General features: G+C 73.2%; 16 protein-coding genes. 6 read left to right on the top strand and 10 right to left on the bottom strand.

The features are described from left to right. Positions 1 to 8: 8 nt before the first annotated feature. The 6 genes from AB0D94_RS04935 to AB0D94_RS04910 all read right to left on the bottom strand — a co-directional run bounded on the left by AB0D94_RS04935 (position 9) and on the right by AB0D94_RS04910 (position 7,964). Positions 9 to 920, bottom strand: coding sequence for a siderophore-interacting protein (locus tag AB0D94_RS04935; RefSeq protein WP_362045547.1), 912 nt, complete (start codon positions 918 to 920; stop codon positions 9 to 11). A gap of 55 nt (positions 921 to 975) precedes the next feature. Continuing rightward, a complete protein-coding gene (locus tag AB0D94_RS04930) occupies positions 976 to 2,016 on the bottom strand; it encodes an ABC transporter substrate-binding protein (RefSeq protein ID WP_362045544.1) in 1,041 nt (346 codons plus the stop codon). A gap of 133 nt (positions 2,017 to 2,149) precedes the next feature. Next, entirely contained in the window at positions 2,150 to 3,310 is a 1,161-nt protein-coding gene (locus AB0D94_RS04925; RefSeq protein WP_362045541.1) for an acyl-CoA dehydrogenase family protein, read from the bottom strand. Between the two features lie 7 nt (positions 3,311 to 3,317). Then, positions 3,318 to 4,244 (bottom strand): hydroxymethylglutaryl-CoA lyase, encoded by a 927-nt coding sequence (locus AB0D94_RS04920; RefSeq protein ID WP_362045804.1) that lies wholly within the window; start codon positions 4,242 to 4,244, stop codon positions 3,318 to 3,320. 11 nt (positions 4,245 to 4,255) lie between these two features. Further along, a complete protein-coding gene (locus tag AB0D94_RS04915) occupies positions 4,256 to 6,331 on the bottom strand; it encodes a biotin carboxylase N-terminal domain-containing protein (protein ID WP_362045539.1) in 2,076 nt (691 codons plus the stop codon). 16 nt (positions 6,332 to 6,347) lie between these two features. Further along, positions 6,348 to 7,964: a carboxyl transferase domain-containing protein gene (locus AB0D94_RS04910; RefSeq protein WP_362045537.1), complete on the bottom strand. Its 1,617-nt coding sequence runs from the start codon at positions 7,962 to 7,964 to the stop codon at positions 6,348 to 6,350. 112 nt (positions 7,965 to 8,076) lie between these two features. Between AB0D94_RS04910 and AB0D94_RS04905 the strand changes: the two genes are divergently transcribed. The 3 genes from AB0D94_RS04905 to AB0D94_RS04895 are packed head-to-tail and all read left to right on the top strand — an operon-like array spanning position 8,077 to position 10,415. Then, positions 8,077 to 8,655 (top strand): TetR/AcrR family transcriptional regulator, encoded by a 579-nt coding sequence (locus tag AB0D94_RS04905; protein WP_362045534.1) that lies wholly within the window; start codon positions 8,077 to 8,079, stop codon positions 8,653 to 8,655. 56 nt (positions 8,656 to 8,711) lie between these two features. Further along, positions 8,712 to 9,536, top strand: a complete 825-nt coding sequence (locus AB0D94_RS04900) for a phosphatase (protein ID WP_362045531.1) — start codon at positions 8,712 to 8,714, stop codon at positions 9,534 to 9,536. Positions 9,537 to 9,572: 36 nt separating this feature from the next. Continuing rightward, positions 9,573 to 10,415 carry a DUF4253 domain-containing protein gene (locus AB0D94_RS04895; RefSeq protein ID WP_362045528.1) on the top strand — a complete coding sequence of 281 codons (843 nt, stop codon included), beginning with the start codon at positions 9,573 to 9,575 and terminating at the stop codon, positions 10,413 to 10,415. A gap of 62 nt (positions 10,416 to 10,477) precedes the next feature. On the opposite strand, the gene AB0D94_RS04890 is transcribed toward AB0D94_RS04895, so the two are convergent. From AB0D94_RS04890 to AB0D94_RS04880, 3 genes are all read right to left on the bottom strand, one after another. After that, positions 10,478 to 11,356 carry an acyl-CoA thioesterase II gene (locus AB0D94_RS04890; RefSeq protein WP_362045525.1) on the bottom strand — a complete coding sequence of 293 codons (879 nt, stop codon included), beginning with the start codon at positions 11,354 to 11,356 and terminating at the stop codon, positions 10,478 to 10,480. 43 nt (positions 11,357 to 11,399) lie between these two features. After that, the gene (locus AB0D94_RS04885; protein ID WP_362045522.1) at positions 11,400 to 12,557 is read right to left on the bottom strand and encodes an acyl-CoA dehydrogenase family protein; all 1,158 of its coding nucleotides are present in this window, start codon (positions 12,555 to 12,557) and stop codon (positions 11,400 to 11,402) included. Between the two features lie 103 nt (positions 12,558 to 12,660). Beyond that, positions 12,661 to 14,382, bottom strand: a complete 1,722-nt coding sequence (locus AB0D94_RS04880) for a PucR family transcriptional regulator (protein ID WP_362045519.1) — start codon at positions 14,380 to 14,382, stop codon at positions 12,661 to 12,663. A gap of 117 nt (positions 14,383 to 14,499) precedes the next feature. Between AB0D94_RS04880 and speB the strand changes: the two genes are divergently transcribed. Together speB and AB0D94_RS04870 are read left to right on the top strand one after the other, a co-directional pair. Further along, positions 14,500 to 15,468, top strand: coding sequence for an agmatinase (speB, locus tag AB0D94_RS04875; protein WP_008741599.1), 969 nt, complete (start codon positions 14,500 to 14,502; stop codon positions 15,466 to 15,468). A gap of 5 nt (positions 15,469 to 15,473) precedes the next feature. After that, positions 15,474 to 17,156, top strand: a complete 1,683-nt coding sequence (locus AB0D94_RS04870; RefSeq protein WP_362045515.1) for a thiamine pyrophosphate-binding protein — start codon at positions 15,474 to 15,476, stop codon at positions 17,154 to 17,156. Positions 17,157 to 17,198: 42 nt separating this feature from the next. Here the strand turns inward: AB0D94_RS04870 and AB0D94_RS04865 are convergent, their stop codons facing one another. Next, entirely contained in the window at positions 17,199 to 17,450 is a 252-nt protein-coding gene (locus AB0D94_RS04865) for a hypothetical protein (RefSeq protein ID WP_362045512.1), read from the bottom strand. A gap of 174 nt (positions 17,451 to 17,624) precedes the next feature. On the opposite strand from AB0D94_RS04865, the gene AB0D94_RS04860 reads away from it, so the two are divergent. Beyond that, a complete protein-coding gene (locus tag AB0D94_RS04860) occupies positions 17,625 to 21,497 on the top strand; it encodes an ABC transporter ATP-binding protein (protein WP_362045509.1) in 3,873 nt (1,290 codons plus the stop codon). The last annotated feature ends 24 nt before the right edge of the window (positions 21,498 to 21,521 follow it).

Genomic DNA, 21,521 nt, shown 5'->3' with positions numbered 1-21,521 from the left:
CAGGGCCGTCACAGCTCGGAGGCCGGCTCCTCGCTGGGTGCCTGTCCCGCGTACGCCTCGGCGAGGAGCTGGTCCTCGCTGGCCCCGAGCCGCCAGTAGCCGGTGAAGCGCACGGCCCGCCGGTCGACGCCGCGTATCTGCACGAGGTGGCGGCGCACCGCCCGCACGGTCCCGGCCTCGCCCGCGAGCCAGACGTACGGGGTCTCCGCGGCGGGCCCGCCGGTGTCCGTGTCGGCCGTGCGCAGCGCGTCCAGCACCCGCTCGGTCCGCTCCGGGCCCGCGTCCTCGCGCACGATCCACGTGATGTCCGCGTCGGCGGGGGCGGACAGGACGAGCCGGTCGTCCGGGTGCGGCACCTCGAACCAGGCCCGCACGCGGGTGCCGGCGGCCAGCCGGCCGAGGATCGCGGCCGCGGCGGGCAGGGCGGTCTCGTCCGCGTACATCCAGATCTCGTCGGCGTCGGCCGGAGGCTGGAACCGGACGGACTTGTTCTGCGCCACGGCCGGTCCGATCGCCATGATCCGGCGGCCGGTGACCGCCCGCCCGGCCCAGTGCGAGGCGGGGCCGGCGGACCCGTGCAGGACGAAGTCGATGTCGACCTCGTCCACCCCCTCGGGCGTACGGCGCTGCTCGCGCACGGTGTAGGAGCGCATCACCGGCCGCTCCTCCTCAGGCATGCCGCGCCAGGCGGCGAACCAGGTGTCCTCGCCGGTGGAGGGGAGCACGGTGTGCTCCCGGTGCGCGGGCGGCAGGAAGAGCGAGAGGCTCTGGTCGTAGCCGCCCGAGCGGAAGTCCGCGAGGGACTCGCCGCCGAAGGTGACCCGCAGGAACGAGTGGCCGAGGCGGCGCGTGCGGAGCACTTCGAGCCCGAAGAACCGGAAGTGCTGTGCGGCCGGGACGCCGGATGCGGTGGCGGTCATGCGGAGGGTCCCCCCTGGGATGCGGTGCTGGGCGGTGCGGGCCGGGCGCCGGGGGTCAGCTGACCTTCTTGGCGTTCTGGAGGGCCTTCGCGAGGTCCTCCAGGATCTGGGCGCACTTGTCGTACGAGTAGATCGGCTCGGTCACGCGCGGGGCGACCTGGCCGGCCTTCACCGCGGGGAGCTCGGTCCAGGTGGGCTTGGCCTTCAGCTCCTCCTGCTGGAGGGTGCCGGTGCGGTTGTCGAGCAGGACCAGGTCGGCCTGGTACTTGCCCGCGTTCTCCCAGCTGAGGCTCTCGTAGAAGTTGCCCGCGTCCAGCTTGTCGTCCTCCGGGATGACGAACTCGACGCCCAGGGTCTGGAAGTACTTCAGGTCGGCCGAGGTCTTCGGGGTGGAGACGTAGAAGAGGTCGGCGGAGCCGGAGCCGACGAGCACCTTGATGCCCGGGTTGGCCTTGACGGCCTCGCGGACCTTGGCGGAGGCGGCCTCGAAGCGGGCCTTGGCGTCGGCGGTCTTCTGGGTGTTCAGGTCGGCGCCCAGGGCCTTGGCGAGGTCCGCGGTGCGCTCCAGCGCCCGGTCGAGGGAGACGTCGCCGCCCACGCCGATCGCGGCGACCGGGGCCAGCTTCTTGATCTTGTCCTTGGAGGCCTCCGGGACGTACCAGTAGCTCCCGTCCCAGGTGTTGGTGACCAGCAGTTCGGGCTGGAGGGCCGCGTACTTCTCGACGTTGAACTCGTCGTAGACGTTGCCGAGGATCTCGACCTTGGAGATGTCCAGGGAGCCGGCGTTCGGGTCGGCCTTGCCGTCGGCGGTCTTCGTCGGGCCGAACACGCCCTTGACCTGCACGCCGTAGTCGTGGAGCGCGGCGGCCGTGCCGGTGTAGGCGACGACGTTCTTCGGCCTGGAGGCGAGGTTGATCGCGGTACCGAGGTCGTCCGTGTAGGACCAGGCCCCGGACGCGGCGCCCGTGTCCGTGCCGCCGTCGCTCTTCGCCGCCTTGGTGGTGCCGCAGGCGGTGAGCGCCGCGACGAGACCGAGGGCGCCGCCCGCCGCTATGAGGCCGCGGCGGGAGAGGGAGGACGTGCGGGACTTGGGCATGAGGGTGTCCGTTTTCGTGCGTTCCGGAGCCACTGGGGCAATCGGAAGGAAGGTTAGCCTAACCTTGGCTGAAAACGGTAAGGGGGCCCTTGCCCAGGGCCCCCTCCTCGATCCGTGTGCGTGCGGCCCCGCCTCAGGCGGTGAACCCCAGCTCGCGGGCGATGAGCATGCGCTGGACCTCGCTGGTGCCCTCGCCGATCTCCAGGATCTTGGAGTCCCGCCACATGCGGGCCACCGGGTACTCGTTCATGAAGCCGTAGCCGCCGTGGATCTGCGTGGCCTCGCGGGCGTTGTCCACGGCCACCGTGGAGGAGTACAGCTTCGCGATCGCCGCCTCCTTCTTGAAGGGCTCGCCGGCCACCAGCCGGGACGCCGCGTCGCGCCAGCCGATGCGGGCCATGTGGGCGCGCATCTCCATGTCCGCCAGCTTGAACTGGATGGCCTGGTTGTCGCCGATCGCCTTGCCGAAGGCGTGCCGCTCCTTGGCGTACTTCACCGACTCGTCCACGCAGCCCTGCGCGAGGCCCGTCGCGAGCGCGGAGATGGCGATGCGGCCCTCGTCGAGGATCCGGAGGAACTGCGCGTAGCCGCGGCCCTCTTCGCCGACCAGGTTGGCGAGCGGGACCCGTACGCCGTCGAAGGACAGCTCACGGGTGTCCGAGGCGTTCCAGCCGACCTTGGAGTAGGGCGCGGCCACCGTGAAGCCCGGGGTGCCGGACGGGACGATGATCGAGGAGATCTCCGGACGGCCGTCAGCCTTGCGGCCCGTCACGGCGGTGACCGTGACCAGGCCGGTGATGTCCGTACCGGAGTTGGTGATGAAGCACTTCGAGCCGTTGATCACCCACTCGTCGCCCTCGCGGACGGCCGTGGTCCGGGTGCCGCCCGCGTCGCTGCCCGCGCCCGGCTCGGTCAGGCCGAAGGCGCCCAGGATCTCGCCGGAGCACATCTTCGGCAGCCACTCCCGCTTCTGCTCCTCGGAGCCGAACAGGTAGATCGGCATGGCGCCCAGGGAGACCCCGGCCTCCAGGGTGATGGCGACCGAGGAGTCGACGCGGGCCAGCTCCTCCAGGGCGATGCCGAGGGCGAGGTAGTCGCCGCCCATGCCGCCGTACTCCTCCGGGAAGGGCAGGCCGAACAGGCCCATGCGGCCCATCTCGGCGACGATCTCGTACGGGAACTCGTGGCGCTCGTACAGGTCGCCGATCTTCGGCGCGATCACGTCGTGCGCGAACGCCTCGACGGTGCGGCGGAGTTCCTCGTGCTCGGGGGTGAGCCGGTGGTCGAGGGACATGAGTCTCTTACTCCTTGTGGGAGAGGGCGCGGACGGTACGGGAGGGGCTGGGTCGCCCCAGCTGTTCGGCCATCCACACGCTCGTGGCGGTGAGGGCGGCCAGGTCGACCCCGGTCTCGATGCCGAGGCCGTCGAGCATCCACACCAGGTCCTCGGTGGCGAGGTTGCCGGTGGCGCTCTTGGCGTACGGGCAGCCGCCGAGGCCGCCGGCGGAGGCGTCGACCGTGGTCACGCCGTGCTGGAGCGCGGCGAGGGTGTTGGCCAGGGCCTGGCCGTAGGTGTCGTGGAAGTGGACGCCGATCCGGTCGGTGCCCACGCCCGCCTCGTTCAGCTCGGAGAGCAAGGCCTGGACATGGCCCGGGGTGGCGACGCCGATGGTGTCGCCGAGGCTCAGCTCGTCACAGCCGAGGTCGAGCAGGGCCTTCGCGACGCGGACCACCTGGTGGACCGGGACCGCGCCCTCCCAGGGGTCGCCGAAGCACATCGAGAGGTAGCCGCGGACGTGCGCCGGTCGGTCGGCGGACTGCTTGGCGCGGGCCACGACGGGCTCGAACATGGCCAGGGACTCGGCCACGGTGCGGTTGAGGTTGCGGGAGGCGAAGGTCTCGGTGGCCGAGCCGAAGACGGCGATCCGGGTGGCCCCGAGGGCCAGCGCCCGGTCGAGCCCGCGCTCGTTGGGCACCAGGACGGGCAGCGCCGCCTCCACGTCGCCGAGCAGCGGGAAGAGCTGCTCCGCGTCCGCGAGCTGGGGCACCCACTTGGGGTGGACGAAGCTGGTCGCCTCGATCGTGCCCAGGCCGGCGGCGGCGAGGCGGTGGATGAACTCCGCCTTGACGGCCGTCGGGACGGTGGCCTTCTCGTTCTGCAGCCCGTCGCGGGCACCGACCTCGTGGATCCGTACCCGGGCCGGGAGGCCGGGGGCCGGGACGGTCATGGGCAGGCCGTTCACGCGCCCTCCTCCTCGTCCGGGGTGACGACGGCAAGGACCTGGTCCATGGCGACGGTGCTGCCGGGGGAGACGTCGAGTTCGGTGACGGTGCCGGCGTGCGGGGCGGAGATGACGTGCTCCATCTTCATGGCCTCGACCACGAGCAGGCTCTGGCCGGCCACCACCTTGTCGCCGACGGCCACCTTGACGACGGTGACGGTGCCGGGCATCGGGGCGGCGAGGGTGTCGGCCCCTGCGCTCGCCGCGCCCTGGGCGGCTACGGGGTCGTGGCGCTGGACGTGCCAGCTGTCGCCGTCGCGGCCGAGCCAGGTCCCCTCCGGGGAGGTGGCGTGGCTGAACGTATGCGTCACGCCGTCGAGTTCGATCGTGACGCGGTCGGGGGTGCGGCTGATGATGCGGCCGCGGGTCGGCGTGCTGGGGGCGCCGCCCCCGGACCCCCGCGCCTCAAACGCCGGCGAGGCTGAATTCGGCCCGACCAGTCGTGTGTCGATCTGTACAGGATCAAGGCCGGGGAGGCGGAAGTGGTGCACCGTCCAGGCAGGGGTGCCGCCCAGGCGCCAGCCGTCGGGAACCCCGAAGGGGTCCACCCAGGCCGCACCATCCAGCCCCGCCGGCGTTTGAGGCGCGGGTCCGGGCAGAGCCCGGTTTCGGGAAGGGGCGGGGTGGGGGACAGACAGCATTGCCGCTGCCGCGTACACCTCCGGAGGGACCCCCTCGGGCAGGAGCGTGGGCAGGTCGCGTTCGACCAGACCCGTGTCCAGGTCGCCGGAGACGACATCCGGGTGGGCCAGCAGCCTCCGGAGGAAACCGGCGTTCGTCTGGACACCCAGGATCACGGTGTCGGCGAGCGCCCCCCGCAGCAAGCGCAGCGCACTCGCCCGGTCCGGCCCGTACGCGATCACCTTCGACAGCATCGGGTCGTACGTCGAGCCCACCGGCACGCCCGCCGTCAGCCCGGAGTCGGTGCGCACCGCCCCGCCCGAAGGCTCCGACAGCGCCAGCACCGTACCGCCGGAGGGCAGGAACCCCCGCGCCGGGTCCTCGGCGCACACCCGGGCCTCGATCGCGTGGCCCGTCAGCCGGACCTCGTCCTGGGTGAAGGGCAGGACCCCGCCGGAGGCCACGCGCAGCTGTTGTTCCACCAGGTCCAGGCCGGTGATCAGCTCGGTCACCGGGTGCTCGACCTGGAGGCGGGTGTTCATCTCCATGAAGTAGTAGGAGGCGGGGTCGTCGCCGGGGACGATGAACTCCACGGTGCCCGCGCCGACGTACCCGCACGAGCGGGCCGCCTCGACCGCCGCCGCGCCCATCGCCGCCCGGGTCTTCTCGTCGAGCAGGACCGACGGCGCCTCCTCGACGACCTTCTGGTGGCGGCGCTGGAGGGAGCACTCGCGCTCGCCCAGGTGGACCACGTTCCCGTGGGCGTCGGCGAGCACCTGGATCTCGATGTGCCGGGGCCGGTCGACCCACCGCTCCACGAGGAGGGTGTCGTCGCCGAAGGAGGAGCGGGCCTCGCGGCGGGCCGCCGCGATCTCCTCGGCCAGTACGGAGGCCTCGCGCACCAGCCGCATGCCCTTGCCGCCGCCGCCCGCCGAGGGCTTGAGCAGCACCGGCATGCCGATCTCCGCGGCCGCGGCCACGAGTTCGGCGTCCGACAGGCCGCTGCCGGAGGAGCCGGGGACCACGGGCACGCCCGCCGCCTTCACCGTCTCCTTGGCCCGGATCTTGTCGCCCATCAGGGAGATGGCGGAGGCGGGCGGCCCGATGAAGGCCAGTCCGGCCTCGGCGCAGGCCCGGGCGAAGGCCGCGTTCTCCGCGAGGAATCCGTAGCCGGGGTGGACCGCCTCGGCGCCCGTGCGCCGCGCGGCGTCCAGGAGCCGCTCCACGGACAGGTAGCTCTCGGCGGCCGCCGCCGGGCCGATCCGGACGGCCGTGTCGGCCTCCCGTACGTGCCGGGCGTCCGCGTCCGCGTCGCTGAAGACGGCCACGGAGCGGACGCCGAGCTCCCGCAGGGTGCGGATGACGCGTACCGCGATCTCGCCCCGGTTGGCGACCAGAACAGTGCTGAACATCGAAGAGGTCCTCACGTCACATACGGAAGATGCCGAAGCCGCGATCGCCCAGTGGGGCGTTCGCGCACGCGGTCAGGGCCAGTCCCAGCACCTGCCGGGTCTCCATCGGGTCGATGACCCCGTCGTCCCACAGCCGCGCGGTGGCGTAGTAGGCGTTCCCCTGCTCCTCGTACTGCGCCCGGACCGGGGCCTTGAAGGCCTCCTCGTCCTCGGCCGGCCACTCCTGGCCCGCGCCCTCGATCTGGTCGCGCTTGACCGTGGCCAGCACCGAGGCGGCCTGCTCCCCGCCCATGACGGAGATCTTGGCGTTGGGCCACATCCACAGGAACCGCGGCGAGTACGCCCGCCCGCACATCGAGTAGTTGCCCGCGCCGTACGAGCCGCCGACCACCACCGTCAGCTTCGGCACCCGGGTGCAGGCGACCGCCGTCACCATCTTGGCGCCGTGCTTGGCGATGCCGCCCGCCTCGTAGTCCCGGCCGACCATGAAGCCGGAGATGTTCTGGAGGAAGAGCAGTGGGATCCCGCGCTGGTCGCACAGCTCGATGAAGTGGGCGCCCTTCTGGGCGGATTCGGAGAACAGGATGCCGTTGTTGGCGATGATGCCGACCGGGTGGCCGTGGATCCGGGCGAACCCGGTGACCAGGGTCTGGCCGAACTCCGCCTTGAACTCCTGGAAGCGGGAGCCGTCCACGATCCTCGCGATGATCTCGCGGGCGTCGTAGGGGGTGCGGGAGTCGACGGGGACCGCGCCGTACAGGCCGTACGGGTCCACCTTGGGCTCCTCGGGAGCCTCCACCGACCAGGGCAGGGCCCCGCGCTCCGGCAGGGTCGCCACGATGTTGCGTACGATCCGCAGCGCGTGCGCGTCGTCCTCCGCGAGGTGGTCGGTCACGCCCGAGATCCGCGAGTGGACCTCGCCGCCGCCGAGCTCCTCGGCCGTGACCACCTCGCCGGTGGCCGCCTTCACCAGCGGCGGGCCGCCCAGGAAGATCGTGCCCTGGCCGCGCACGATGACGGCCTCGTCGCTCATCGCCGGGACGTACGCGCCGCCCGCCGTGCAGGAGCCGAGGACCGCGGCGATCTGCGGGATCCCGGCGCCCGACATGCGCGCCTGGTTGTAGAAGATGCGGCCGAAGTGCTCGCGGTCCGGGAAGACCTCGTCCTGCATGGGCAGGAAGGCGCCGCCGGAGTCGACCAGGTAGAGGCAGGGGAGACGGTTCTCCAGCGCCACCTCCTGGGCGCGCAGGTGCTTCTTGACGGTCATCGGGTAGTACGTGCCGCCCTTGACGGTGGCGTCGTTCGCGACGATCACGCACTCGCGGCCGCTGACCCGGCCGATGCCCGCGATCACCCCGGCCGCGGGCGCGGCGCCCCCGTACATGCCCTCGGCGGCCAGCGGGGCCAGCTCCAGGAAGGGGGAGCCGGGGTCCAGGAGGGTGTCCACGCGGTCGCGCGGGAGGAGCTTCCCGCGGGCGGTGTGGCGGGCGCGGGCCTTCTCGCCGCCGCCGAGCCGGGCCGCGTCGAGCCGGGCGCGCAGGCCCTCGGTGAGCTCGCGGTGGGCGGCCTCATTGGTCCGCCAGGCCTCGGACGCCGGGTCCGCGGCGCTCGTCAGCACTGGTGCCTGCTGCATCGGTCGAGCTCCCTTGCTCGTTCCACCTGCTCGGTGCACGCTGTTAATGGTCGTTAACGTGTGTGGGACTTAGGTTAACGACCGCTAACGGCCCTGTCTAGAATGGTTTCCCATGAGCACCAGAGCGGCCGCCCCCACCCGTCGCGAGCAGATCCTCAGTGAGGCCGCCCGCCTCTTCGCCGCGCGCGGGTTCCACGGGGTCGGCGTCGACGAGATAGGGGCCGCGGTGGGCATCAGCGGCCCCGGCCTGTACCGGCACTTCGCGGGCAAGGACGCCATGCTCGCCGAGCTCCTGGTGGGCATCAGCGAGCGGCTGCTGACCGGCGGCCGGCACCGGGTGGCGGAGGCGGCGGGCGACCCGGCCCAGGTCCTGGCCTCCCTCATCGACGGGCACATCGACTTTGCGCTGGACGACCGGGCGCTGATCACCCTGCACGACCGCGAGCTCGACCGGCTGCGCGACGCCGACCGCAAGCTCGTCCGGCAGCTCCAGCGCCAGTACGTGGAGCTGTGGGTGGACGTCGTGGGGCAGCTGCACCCCGAGGTCGGCGAGGCGGAGGTACGGGTGTCCGTGCACGCGGTCTTCGGGCTGCTGAACTCCACCCCGCACCTGGCCGCCCTGGGCCGGGAGGCCACGGAATCCCTGTTGCGGCGGCTCGCGAACGGGGCCTTCGGGGCGCTGTCGGGGTGAGGAGGCTCGTCCGCTGGGCGAAACGGGCGGGACGGCTCCGGCCGGGCGGCGGCAGAATGGGCCGCATGCCGAAGCCGATAGAGACGCCCGACCACTCCGACGCAACGCCGAGCCGCGCCGAACTCATCGACCACCTCGTCCGCACGCGGATCGCGGGGCAGGTCGCCACCCCGCGCGAGAACAACCTCTCCCACTACCGCAAGCTCGCCAACGGCGACCGGCACTACTGGCTCGGCCTGGAACTGGGCGACCGCTGGAGCGACGAGCAGGACGTGCTCGCCGTGATGGCGGAGCGCTGCGGGGTCGTGGACGACCCGGCCCACCGCTTCGGCCAGGACACCATCGACCCCGAACTGACCGTGGCCGGCCTCGACCGGCTGGCGGCGCGGCTGCGCAAGGCCGCGCTGGACCGGCAGAGCGTGCTCTTCGCCACCGGGCACCCCGGCGGCCTGCTGGACGTCCACCGGGCCACGGCGGCGGCCCTGCGCGCCGCGGGCTGCGAGATCGTGGTCATCCCGGGCGGGCTGACGGCCGACGAGGGCTCGGTGTGGCAGTTCGCGGACGTGGCCGTGCTGGAGCGCGGCGCGACCCTGTGGCACACCCATTCGCCGGAACCCATGGCCGCGATCCTGGACGGGCTGGCCGCGCTCGGCCGCCCCCAGCCCGACCTGGTCGTCGCCGACCACGGCTGGGCCGGCTGCGCGGCCCAGCGGGGCCTGGACGCGGTGGGCTACGCGGACTGCAACGACCCGGCGCTCTTCCTCGGCGAGGCCGAGGGCACCCTCCAGGTGGCGATCCCCCTGGACGACCACGTCCGCGACCCGCGCCACTACGACCCGATGGTCGCCTACCTGCTCTCCGCCGCGGGCCTGGCGGCGTAACGGCCCTTGTCAGTGGCGGCGGTTACCTTCGATCGCATGCCGACCGAGCCGAAGCCGCACCACTCGCTGACCGTACTGGCCGACGATCCCCAAGGGCGTTCCCTGGGGCTGGAGTTGCCGCCGGGATCCCTGGTGGACCGCCCCGGAAGGCGGTGGCGGCGCGCGCCGCTGCTCTGGATATCCGACGGGCCCGTGGGCCCCGGCGTCCTCGCCGCGTACCGGAGCCTGCCGGCCCTGGCCGCCGCGGGCCTCCAGGCGGTGCTGCTCCAGGACCGCAGCGGCCTGGAGACCTGGTGGGACGACAGGGACCTGGCCCCGGAGCGGATGTCCGACCCCGACGACCACCACGTCGAGCCGGTGCTGCGCGAGTTCTGGGCCGCCGTGGTCCCCGATCCCGGGGAAGGCGCGGAGGGCGCGGAGCTGATCGCCCCCTTCGGCCGGGACTGGCCGGGGCTGGCGGCGGCCGGGACCCCGGTGGAGGACCCGGAGGCGGCGGCCGGGGAACTGGCCGACGAGCTGATCCTTCAGGGCGTCCTCAAGAGCCCCCGGCTCGCGCTGGTCCCGGCCGGCCGGGGCGCCGACGTGCTCGCCGCGATGGGCTGGTGCGGACCGCTGAACCACGAGAACGACGTGGCCCTCATCAGCGCCGTCCTGCGCTCCTGGGAGGAGCGCTTCGGCGCCCGCGTCATCGCCCTCGGCTTCGACGAGCTCCACGTCTCGGTGGCCGCCCCGCCCCGGACCACGGCCGAGGCCCTTCCCGTGGCCGCGGAGCACTTCGCCTTCTGCCCGGACAACGTCTGGCAGGGCTCCGGCAGCGTGCGCGCCTACACGGACGAGGCGGTCACCGGAAGCAGCCACTGGGCGTTCTGGTGGGACTGAGCCCCGAAGGAGCGCCGGGCGGGGACGCCCGCCGGGCGGGGACGCCGTGACGGCATCCCCGGTCAGCCGCGCGGGACGCGTACGACACCCTCCTGGATGACGGTCACGGCCAGGCGGCCGTCCTGCGTCCAGATGCGGGCCTGGCCCAGGCCCCGGCCCGCCGCCGCCGAGGGCGACTCCTGGTCGTACAGCAGCCACTCGTCCGCGCGGAACGGCCGGTGGAACCACATGGCGTGGTCCAGCGAGGCGCCGACCACGTCGCCGACCGCCCAGCCGCCCCGGCCGTGCGCGAGCAGCACCGAGTCCAGCAGGGTCATGTCGGAGACGTACGTGGCCAGGCAGGTGTGCAGCAGGGCGTCGTCGCGCTCCAGCTTGCCGGCCGTGCGGAACCACACCTGGGTGCGCGGCTCCACCGGTTCGCCGATGCTGCCCCAGGGCGGGGTCGTGGCGTACCGCAGGTCCACCGCGCCGCGGGCCTCGATCAGGCGCTCCACGGTGCCCGGGTCGCGGAAGATCTCCCGGTACGCGGGCAGGGACTCGGCCGCGGTGGGCAGGGTCTCCGGATCGGGGGCCGGGGGCATGGCGGCCTGGTGGTCGAGTCCCTCCTCGTACGTCTGGAAGGACGCGGAGAGGTGGAAGATCGGCTGGCCGTGCTGGACGGCGACGACCCGGCGCGTGGTGAAGGAGCGCCCGTCGCGGATCCGGTCGACCGAGTACACGATGGGCGCGCCCGTGTCCCCGGTGCGCAGGAAGTACGAGTGGAGCGAGTGCGCGGTGCGGTCCGCGGGGACGGTCCGGCCGGCCGCGACGAGCGCCTGGGCCGCGACCTGACCGCCGAAGACGCGCGGTACCAGCGAAGGCCGGCTGGTACCGCGGAAGATGTTCTCCTCGATCTGCTCCAGGTCGAGCAGATCGAGGAGCGACGTCAGTGCCTCGTTCATGGGGGAAGGGTAGGTCCGGGGGACCCGGATTCCTCTGAGTTCCTTACAGGCCCATCGACTTGGCGATGATGGACTTCATGACCTCGCTGGTGCCGCCGTAGATGCGGTTCACGCGGTTGTCGGCGTACAGGCGGGCGATCGGGTACTCGTTCATGTAGCCGTAACCGCCGTGCAGCTGGAGGCACTTGTCGATGACGCGGTGCGCGACCTCGGTGCAGAACAGCTTCGCGGAGGCGGCCTCGGCGGCGGTCAGCTCACCGGCGTCCAGGGCCTCCAGCGCGCGGTCGGCGACCGCCTCGGCGGCGTCCACCTCGGCCTGGCAGGCGGCCAGTTCGAACTTGGTGTTCTGGAAGTGCGCGACCGGCTTGCCGAAGACGGTGCGCTCCGTCACGTACTGCTGGGCGAACCGGATGGCGGCCTTGGCCTGCGCGTACGCGCCGAAGGCGATGCCCCAGCGCTCGGAGGGCAGGTTGGCGCCGAGGTAGTAGAAGCCCTTGTTCTCCTCGCCGAGCAGGTCCTCGACGGGGACCTTCACGTCGACGAACGCCAGCTCGGCGGTGTCGGAGGTGCGCAGGCCGAGCTTGTCCAGCTTGCGGCCGATGGAGTAGCCCTCGGACTTGGTGTCCACGGCGAACAGGGAGATGCCGAAGCGGCGGTCCTCGGCCGAGGGGGCGGAGGTGCGGGCGCAGACGATCACGCGGTCGGCGTGCACACCACCGGTGATGAAGGTCTTGGCGCCGTTGAGGACGTAGTGGGTGCCGTCCTCGGAGAGCTTGGCGGTGGTCTTCATGCCCGCGACGTCGGAGCCGGTGCCCGGCTCGGTCATCGCCAGGGCCCACATCTCCTCGCCGGAGACGAACTTCGGGAGGTAACGCTTCTTCTGCTCGTCGTCGGCGAGCATCTTGATGTAGGGGAGGGCGAGCAGCACGTGCACGCCGGAGCCGCCGAAGTTCACGCCCGCGCGCGAGGTCTCCTCGTAGAGCACGGCCTCGAACTTGTGCGTGTCCAGGCCCGCGCCGCCGAACTCCTCGGGGACGTTGATGCCGAAGACGCCCAGCTCACCGAGCTGGTAGTAGAACTCGCGCGGCGCCTGGCCGGCCTGGAACCACTCGTCGTAGACGGGGACGACCTCGGCCTCGATGAAGGCGCGGATGGTCTCGCGGAACGCCTCGTGGTCCTCGTTGAAAACGGTACGGCGCACGGCCGGCCTCCCTTTTGCGGCTAAACCGCCGCCGCTCTCGCGGAGGTGGCTGCGCGCCGTCGTGGTTGCTCAATTGATGGCAGATGTCTAAGCGCTTGCTCAATTAAGTTACCGGCGGGTTGTCCTGCGTGTCCAGAGTACGTAGCGCAAACCACAGTTCCATCCGGGTGTCCGGGTCGTCGAGGTCGGTGGCGAGGAGCGCCGCGGCGCGCGCGATGCGCTGGCGGACCGTGTTGCGGTGGACGGACAGGGCGGTGGCGGTGCGGTCCCAGCTGCCGTGGTGGGCCAGCCAGGCGCGGAGGGTTTCGCGCAGGGCGGGCGACAGGGGTCCGAGCAGGGCCTCGGCGTGGGCGCGGGCCTCGGCCGGGTCCAGCAGGGTGCCCAGGCCGCCGTCGGTGTGGCGGGCCAGCGCGGTGCGGGCCGCCTCCGCCCGGCGCAGTGCCCGCCGGGCCTGCGCCTCGGCCGTGGGCAGCTCCGCGGGCGCGGCCGGTGCGCTCACCCCGAGGCGCCAGCCGGGCTGCGGGCCGGGCTCGCGGTCGGTGAGCAGGCGTACGGAGTCCCCGCGCGCGTCCAGCAGTACGGTGCCCAGCGCTGCCGCGAGGGCCTGCGGGTCGCCGGAGCCGTGGGCGAGCACGACGTGCCAGGGGCCTGGCGGCAGGGCGGAGGCGGGGTCGCGGTCGAGGAGCAGGCGGGTGAGGGCGGCGGCCTCTGTCCTGGCCGGACGGTGCGCGGTGAGCAGGGTCAGCAGCACCGCCGCGACGGAGGCGATGGTGTGGTCGCCCGGGGCCCGGGCCGGGGTGGCGAGGGCCAGCACGTGGCCGCCGCCGACGGCGTAGGCGGCCAGGTGCGTGCCGCCGAGGGTGTCGGTGGCCGTGGTGACGGTGCCGGGCGCGACCCGGCGGGCCAGTGCCGAGAGGGCGGCGAGCGCGTCCGGGGCGGGGGCGGGGCCGGCGGCGGCGAATGGCTCCGCCGGGGTGGCGGGGGTGGCCGTCGTGGCCGCGGGGCCGGGGGCAGTCGGGGTGCGGGGTGGGGTGGGGCCCCGCCGGAGGGTCTCCTCGGCTCGCGCACTTGGGTCCGGCTGCGTCAGTTCGGCCCGGGTTGCGCGCTCGTCCTGCGGGGACCCTCCGGCGTGTCCCCACCCCACGCTCTGGCTCCGGGAGTTCGGGGCGGCCGCTGTCGGGGGTTCGGCCCGGGTTGCGCGCTCGTCCTGCGGGGACCCTCCGGCGTGTCCCCACCCCACGCTTTGGCTCCGGGAGTTCGGGGCGGCCGCTGTCGAGGGTTCGGCCTGGGTTGCGCGCTCGGCCTGTGGGGGGAGCAGTGCGGCCCAGCCGGTCAGGGTTGCCGCCAGGCGGGACAGTACGGAACGGACCGGGTCGGGGCGGGCCGCGGCCGCCGCGAGGGACTGCTGGGCCTCGGTGACCCGGCGCAGTTCGCGCGTACGGGCCTCCGCCATCAGCCGCCAGACCGTACGGGCCACCGCGGTGAAGGGGGTCCCCGGCGGGACCTCCAGCAGCGGCAGCCCGTACCGGTCGCAGGCCTCGGCGAGGCCGGCCGGCACCTGCTCGTGCACGGGCGCCACGCCGAAGCCGAGCGCCGCGACCCCGGCCCCGGCGAGCCGGGCGACGTAGGCCTCGGCGTCGCCCGGGGCGGTGCCGGCCGTCAGGAGCAGCTCGCCGCCCAGCAGGTAGGGGGAGGGGTCGGCCATCTCGGAGGCGTGCACCCCGTGCACCTCGGCTCCCGCGGGCCCCGCGAGGTGCGCCAGGCCCAGCTCGCGGTCGCGCAGCAGCGCGCCGAGCGGCACCGGAGGGGTGGGCGGGGCTTCCATGGATACTCCGTACAGGTCGGGGACCTTCTATGGATAGAACGTACACTTCGCCGCCTTGTGGGCACCGGCTTACGCTCGAAGCACCGCACTCGTAGGACCTTCAGAAGGGCACCCCCCATGAGCACGCAGCCGCGCGGCCCCGTCGACTCCTCCCGCATCCCGCGCTACGCGGGCCCCGCGACCTTCGCCCGGCTGCCGCGCCTCGACGAGGTCGGCTCCGCCGACGTCGCCGTCGTCGGCGTGCCCTTCGACTCCGGCGTCTCCTACCGCCCCGGCGCCCGCTTCGGCGGCAACGCCATCCGCGAGGCCTCGCGCCTGCTGCGCCCGTACAACCCGGCCCAGGACGCCTCCCCCTTCGCGCTCGCGCAGGTCGCCGACGCCGGCGACATCGCCGTGAACCCCTTCAACATCAACGAGGCCGTCGAGACGGTCGAGGCCGCCGCCGACGAGCTGCTCGGCGCGGGCTCCCGTCTGATGACCCTCGGCGGCGACCACACCATCGCCCTGCCCCTGCTGCGCTCCGTCGCCAAGAAGCACGGCCCGGTCGCCCTGCTGCACTTCGACGCGCACCTGGACACCTGGGACACCTACTTCGGCGCCGAGTACACCCACGGCACCCCGTTCCGCCGCGCCGTCGAGGAGGGCATCCTCGACACCGAGGCGCTCTCCCACGTCGGTACCCGCGGCCCGCTCTACGGCAAGCAGGACCTGGACGACGACGCCAAGATGGGCTTCGGCATCGTCACCTCCGCCGACGTCTACCGGCGCGGCGCCGACGAGGTCGCGGACCAGCTGCGCCAGCGCATCGGCGACCGTCCGCTGTACATCTCCATCGACATCGACGTGCTGGACCCGGCCCACGCGCCCGGCACCGGCACCCCCGAGGCGGGCGGCATGACCTCCCGCGAGCTGCTGGAGATCATCCGCGGCCTGTCCTCCTGCAACCTGGTTTCGGCGGATGTCGTCGAGGTCGCCCCGGCGTACGATCACGCCGAGATCACCTCGGTCGCGGCCTCGCACACCGCGTACGAGCTCACCACGATCATGAGCCGTCAGATCGCGGCGGCGAAGGCGAAGGGCAACTAAGCACCGTGACGCACGACCACGACCTGGTACTCCGTCCCACCGAGGCCCAGACGGCGGCCGCACTCGCGCCGCCGCCGGGCCGCACGGGCGGGGACCTGGTCGTGGAGACGCTGCGCTCGCTCGGCGCGACGACCGTGTTCGGGCTGCCCGGCCAGCACGCGCTCGGCATGTTCGACGCGGTGGGCCGCTCCGACCTGCGGCTGATCGGCCTGCGTACGGAGAACAACGCCGGCTTCGCCGCCGACGCCTACGGCCGGATCACGGGCGAGGCCGTGCCCCTGCTGCTGTCGACCGGCCCGGGCGCCCTGATGGCCCTGCCGGCCCTGGCCGAGGCGGCGGCCGCGTCCGCGCCGGTGCTCGCGATCGCCTCCCAGGTACCGGTCGCGGGCCTGGGCGGCGGCCGCCGGGGCCATCTGCACGAGCTGCGCGACCAGGCGGCCTCCTTCCGGGACGTGGTCAAGTCCGTCCACGTGGCCCGCACCCCCTCCCAGATCCCCTCGGTGGTCGCCGAGGCCTGGGAGTCGGCGCTCACCGCCCCGCACGGCCCCGTCTGGGTGGAGATCCCCGAGGACGTCCTGCGGGCCGAGACCCTCGTCCCGCAGGTCACGGGCATGGACGCGACCCCGCACGAGCTGGCTCCGCGCCCCGAGCTGACGGCGGTGGCCGCGCACTGGCTGGCGAAGGCCGCCCGCCCGGTGATCGTCGCGGGCGGCGGGGTCGTCCGCGCCGACGCCGCGGGCAAGCTCAAGCAGCTCGCCGAACGGCTGAACGCGCCCGTGGTCACCACCTTCGGCGGCAAGGGCGCCTTCCCCTGGACCCACCCGCTCTCCCTCCAGTCCTGGCTGGAGGACCGCCACATGACCGACTTCCTGGAGGATGCGGACGTCCTGCTGGTCGTCGGCTCGGGCCTGGGCGAGCTGTCCTCGAACTACCACACCTTCTTCCCCACCGGCCGGGTCATCCAGATCGAGGCCGACCTCGGCAAGCTGGAGTCCAACCACCCGGGGCTGGGCATCCACGCGGACGCCCGCCTGGCGCTCCAGGCCCTGCTGGAGACGGTCCCCGTACGCGAGGACCCGTACGCCCCCGACCGCGTCAAGCTGGTCCTCTCGGACATCGCCGAGCGGCTGTCCGGCCAGGACGTGGGCCTGGAGCAGCAGCTCCTCACCTCGATCCGTGCGGCCCTGCCCGCCCGCTCCCCGTCCTTCTGGGACATGACGATCCTGTCCTACTGGGCGTGGTCGGCCTTCGACGCCAAGCACCCCAACACGATGCACTCGGCCCAGGGCGCGGGCGGCCTCGGCTACGCCTTCCCGGCGGCCCTCGGCGCGTGCGTGGCGGAGCCCGGCACCCCGGTCCTGGCGGTCTCCGGCGACGGCGGCGCGATGTACTCGATCGCGGAGCTGGCCACGGCCCGCCAGCACGACCTGGACGTCACCTGGCTCATCGTGGACGACGGCGGTTACGGGATCCTGCGCGAGTACATGACGGACTCCTTCGGCCGCGCCACGGGCACGGAACTCACCCGCCCCGACTTCGTCGCCCTGGCCGCCTCCTTCGGCGTCCCGGCGGCCACCACGACCCCGCAATCGCTGAAGGACGACCTGAAGAAGGCCCTCGCCACTCCAGGACCCTCGCTGCTGCTGCTCCCGGCCACGCTCAGGATGTTCGCCCCGACCCACCTTTAGGGTCCGCCCGGCGGGCCGCAGGGCCGGAGGGTCCGATGCGCCTCAGATGACCTCGGCGTAGAGGGTGACGGCCAGCATCCAGGTCGCCGACAGGATCCCCGCGCACCACCTGCGGGCCTTCGGCCAGTCGCACTCCATGACCGCGGGGATCCCCCACGGGGGCATCAGGACCAGGGCGGCCACGAGCAGGCCCGCCGGGTAGTGCGGGGGCACGGGCCGCTTCGCGCGCAGGCGCTCGCGGCGCCGGCGCCGGCGCAGTGCGCGCTGCTGCTGAGGTGTACGAGGTCTCGGCATGCCGTCGCGGTCCCCGGGAGCCCGTGATTCCAAACGCGCGGCCGATCGGGTGAAGCCGGGCCGCCTCCGGTCGCGGACCCGCGCGTAAACCCGTTCGATTGTTGCGTCGGGATGAAATCCGCCGGTCGGCGTGTTGGGGGAGGCGGCAGGACAGGACCAACGGGGAGGCACCACGTGGCGGCGGCGCAGACGGCGGCTGGGGACAAACAGGGCTGGGGCAGGAGGCTCGCCGCCTATACCTGGCGGTACAAGGTCAACGTCCTGCTCGCGCTCGGATCCTCGCTGGCCGGCATGGCCGTCATGGCCCTCGTACCGCTGGTCACCAAGGTCATCATCGACGACGTCATCGGCGACCGGAGCAAGCCCATGGGGCTCTGGGCCGGTCTGCTCATAGGCGCCGCGCTCCTGGTCTACGTACTGACCTACATACGCAGGTACTACGGCGGGCGTCTCGCCCTCGACGTGCAGCACGACCTGCGCTCCGACATGTACGACACCATCGCCCGGCTCGACGGGCGGCGGCAGGACGAGCTGTCCACCGGGCAGGTCGTCGGGCGGGCGACCAGCGACCTCCAGCTGATCCAGGGCCTCCTCTTCATGCTGCCGATGACCATCGGCAACTTCCTGCTCTTCGGGATATCCCTGGGCATCATGCTGTGGCTGTCGCCGCTGCTGACCCTCGTCGCCCTGCTCATGGCACCCGCCCTCTGGTTCATCGCCAAGCGCAGCCGCAAGAAGCTCTTCCCCGCCACCTGGTACGCCCAGAGCCAGGCCGCCGCCGTCGCGAGCGTCGTCGACGGAGCGGTGACCGGCGTCCGCGTCGTCAAGGGCTTCGGGCAGGAGGAGCAGGAGACCGGCAAGCTGCGCGCCGCCGGACGGCGCCTGTTCGCCGGGCGGATGCGCTCCATCCGCCTCAACTCGCGGTACACCCCCGCGCTCCAGGCCGTACCCGCCCTCGGGCAGGTGGCCATCCTGGCCCTCGGCGGCTGGATGGCCACCAGGGGACAGGTGACCCTCGGCACCTTCGTCGCCTTCTCCACCTACCTCGCCCAGCTCGTCGGCCCCGTCCGCATGCTCGCCATGGTCCTCACCGTCGCGCAGCAGGCCCGCGCGGGCGTCGAGCGGGTCGTCGAGCTCATCGACACCGAACCCGTCATCGCGGAGGGCACCCACACCCTGCCCGCCGACGCGCCGGCGACCGTCGAGTTCGACCGGGTCGTATTCGGGTACGACCCCGAGCGGCCCGTCCTCGACGGGTTCTCCCTGTCCGTCGCGGCAGGCGAGACCGTCGCCGTCGTGGGCGCCTCCGGCAGCGGCAAGTCCACCCTCTCGCTGCTCCTGCCGCGCTTCTACGATGCCGACAGCGGCGCCGTCCGCGTCGGCGGGCACGACGTCCGCGACCTGACCTACGCCTCGCTGCGCGCCGCCATCGGGCTGGTCCCCGAGGACTCCTTCCTCTTCTCCGACACCATCCGCGCGAACCTCGCCTACGGGCACCCGGACGCGACCGACGAACAGGTCGAGGCCGCCGCCCGCGCCGCCCAGGCGGACGGCTTCATCCGGGCCCTGCCCGCCGGGTACGACACCAAGGTCGGCGAACAGGGGCTCACCCTCTCCGGCGGCCAGCGCCAGCGCATCGCGCTCGCCCGCGCCCTCCTCACCGACCCGCGGCTGCTGCTCCTCGACGACGCCACCTCGGCCGTCGACGCCCGCGTCGAGCACGAGATCCACGAGGCGCTGCGGGCCGTCATGGCCGGCCGCACCACCGTGCTCATCGCCCACCGCCGCTCCACGCTCGCCCTGGCCGACCGGATCGCCGTACTCGACCGCGGGCGGCTCGCAGACATCGGCACGCACGAGGAGCTGGAGCGCCGCTCGGCCCTGTACCGCAGGCTGCTCACCGACCCCGACGCCCTCGGGGTCGCCTCGCCGCGGACCCCCGAGGCGCTGCCGATGGGCGAGTTCGAGCGCGACGTGGAGCGGGACCGCGCGCAGGACCTGGAACGGGACATCGAACTCGAAGCCGAGATCGACTCCGAGCCGGTCAACGCCAAGCGCAGGGTCGCGGGCGGGATCACCCCCGAGCTGTGGCGGCGCCAGGAGGAGCGCGCCGGAGCCGCCGGTCCGGGCGCTGCGGCCGCCGCTCCCGCAGGCGGGAGCGGTGCCCCGGGGCATTCCATGGCCGGGTCCGTCGCCGGGATGCCCGCCACCCCCGAACTGCTCGCGCAGGTGGCCGCGCTGCCGCCCGCCGACGACACGCCCGACGTGGACGAGACGCGGGCCGCGGCCGCCGAGGAGAGCTACGGCCTGCGCCGGCTGCTGGGCGGGTTCTGGGCGCCCCTCGCCATCAGCCTGGGCCTCGTCGCCGCCGACGCGGGCGCCGGGCTGCTCCTGCCGATCCTGATCCGGTACGGCATCGACCAGGGGGTGGAGCAGGCCGCCCTCGGCGCCGTCTGGGCGGCCGCCGCCGTCGCCCTCGTGGTGGTCGTCGGGCAGTGGGCCGCGCAGTTCGCCGAGACCCGGATGACGGGCCGGACCGGCGAGCGCGTCCTCTACGCCCTCCGCGTCAAGATCTTCGCCCAGCTCCAGCGACTCGGACTCGACTACTACGAGCGTGAGCTGACCGGCAAGATCATGACCCGGATGACCACCGACGTGGACGCCCTGGCCACCTTCCTGCAGACCGGACTCGTCACCGCCGTCGTCTCCGTCTTCACCTTCTTCGGCATCCTCGTCGCCCTGCTCGTCCTCGACGCCGGGCTGGCGCTGATCGTCTTCGCCACCCTCCCGGTGCTGGTGATCGGCACGATCGTGTTCCGCCGCAAGTCGGTCGCCGCGTACGAACTCGCCCGCGACCGGGTCAGCCTCGTCAACGCCGACCTCCAGGAGTCCGTCGCCGGGCTGCGCATCGTGCAGGCCTTCCGCCGCGAGCGCTCGGGCGCCGCCCGCTTCGCGGAGCGCAGCGACTCCTACCGCCAGGCCCGCGTCCGCGGCCAGTGGCTGATATCGGTCTACTTCCCCTTCGTCCAGCTGCTCTCCTCGGGAGCCGCGGCCGCCGTGCTGATCGTCGGCGCGGGCCGGGTGGAGGCCGGGACCCTGACCACCGGCGCGCTGGTCGCCTACCTGCTCTACATCGACCTGTTCTTCGCCCCCGTGCAGCAGCTCTCCCAGGTCTTCGACGGCTACCAGCAGGCCACCGTCTCCCTCGGCCGGATCCAGGGTCTGCTGCGCGAGCCCACCACCACGCCGCGCCCCGCCGACCCCCGCGAGGTGCCGGAGCTGCGCGGCGAGATCGCCTTCGAGGACGTCCGCTTCCAGTACGGCACCGCCGAGGAGCGGGGCGAGAAGGGGGAGGCGCTGGCCGGAATCAGCCTGCGCATACCCGCCGGGCAGACCGTCGCCTTCGTCGGCGAGACCGGAGCCGGCAAGTCCACGCTGGTCAAGATGGTGGCCCGGTTCTACGATCCGACCTCCGGCCGGATCACCGCCGACGGCGCCGACCTGCGGGAGCTCGACCTGACGGCGTACCGCCACCGGCTCGGGGTCGTCCCCCAGGAGTCCTACCTCTTCCAGGGGACCGTCCGCGACGCCATCGCCTACGGGCGGCCCGAGTCGAGCGACGCCGAGGTGGAGGCCGCCGCCCGCGCGGTCGGCGCCCACGACATGATCGCCACCCTCGACGGCGGCTACCTGCACACCGTCGCCGAGCGCGGCCGCAACCTCTCCGCCGGGCAGCGCCAGCTGATCGCGCTCGCCCGCGCCGAACTCGTCGACCCGGACGTGCTGCTCCTCGACGAGGCCACCGCCGCGCTGGACCTGGCCACCGAGGCCCAGGTCAACCAGGCCACCGACCGGCTGGCGGGCAAGCGGACCACCCTGGTGGTCGCCCACCGGCTGACCACCGCCGCCCGCGCCGACCGGGTCGTGCTGATGGACCGCGGCCGGGTCGTGGAGGACGGCACCCACGCCGAACTCCTGGCCCGCGGCGGCCGGTACGCGGAGCTGTGGCGCACCTTCGCCGGAGAGGACGAGCGCGCCGCGGCCTGACGGGGGACGACCGCGGCTTGCGGC

It is taken from the genome of Streptomyces sp. NPDC048255 (assembly GCF_040652415.1).
GTDB lineage: Bacteria > Actinomycetota > Actinomycetes > Streptomycetales > Streptomycetaceae > Streptomyces.
This window is presented reverse-complemented; position numbering and strand designations above follow the sequence as displayed.

Coding starts and splice junctions, on each gene's coding strand:
- AB0D94_RS04895 (WP_362045528.1), top strand. CDS start 9,573: ATGCCGACCGAGCCGAAGCCGCACCACTCGCTGACCGTACTGGCCGAC.
- AB0D94_RS04865 (WP_362045512.1), bottom strand. CDS start 17,450: ATGCCGAGACCTCGTACACCTCAGCAGCAGCGCGCACTGCGCCGGCGC.
- AB0D94_RS04935 (WP_362045547.1), bottom strand. CDS start 920: ATGACCGCCACCGCATCCGGCGTCCCGGCCGCACAGCACTTCCGGTTC.
- AB0D94_RS04905 (WP_362045534.1), top strand. CDS start 8,077: ATGAGCACCAGAGCGGCCGCCCCCACCCGTCGCGAGCAGATCCTCAGT.
- AB0D94_RS04910 (WP_362045537.1), bottom strand. CDS start 7,964: ATGCAGCAGGCACCAGTGCTGACGAGCGCCGCGGACCCGGCGTCCGAG.
- AB0D94_RS04900 (WP_362045531.1), top strand. CDS start 8,712: ATGGGCCGCATGCCGAAGCCGATAGAGACGCCCGACCACTCCGACGCA.
- AB0D94_RS04880 (WP_362045519.1), bottom strand. CDS start 14,382: ATGGAAGCCCCGCCCACCCCTCCGGTGCCGCTCGGCGCGCTGCTGCGC.
- AB0D94_RS04890 (WP_362045525.1), bottom strand. CDS start 11,356: ATGAACGAGGCACTGACGTCGCTCCTCGATCTGCTCGACCTGGAGCAG.
- AB0D94_RS04925 (WP_362045541.1), bottom strand. CDS start 3,310: ATGTCCCTCGACCACCGGCTCACCCCCGAGCACGAGGAACTCCGCCGC.
- AB0D94_RS04915 (WP_362045539.1), bottom strand. CDS start 6,331: ATGTTCAGCACTGTTCTGGTCGCCAACCGGGGCGAGATCGCGGTACGC.
- AB0D94_RS04920 (WP_362045804.1), bottom strand. CDS start 4,244: ATGACCGTCCCGGCCCCCGGCCTCCCGGCCCGGGTACGGATCCACGAG.
- speB (WP_008741599.1), top strand. CDS start 14,500: ATGAGCACGCAGCCGCGCGGCCCCGTCGACTCCTCCCGCATCCCGCGC.
- AB0D94_RS04930 (WP_362045544.1), bottom strand. CDS start 2,016: ATGCCCAAGTCCCGCACGTCCTCCCTCTCCCGCCGCGGCCTCATAGCG.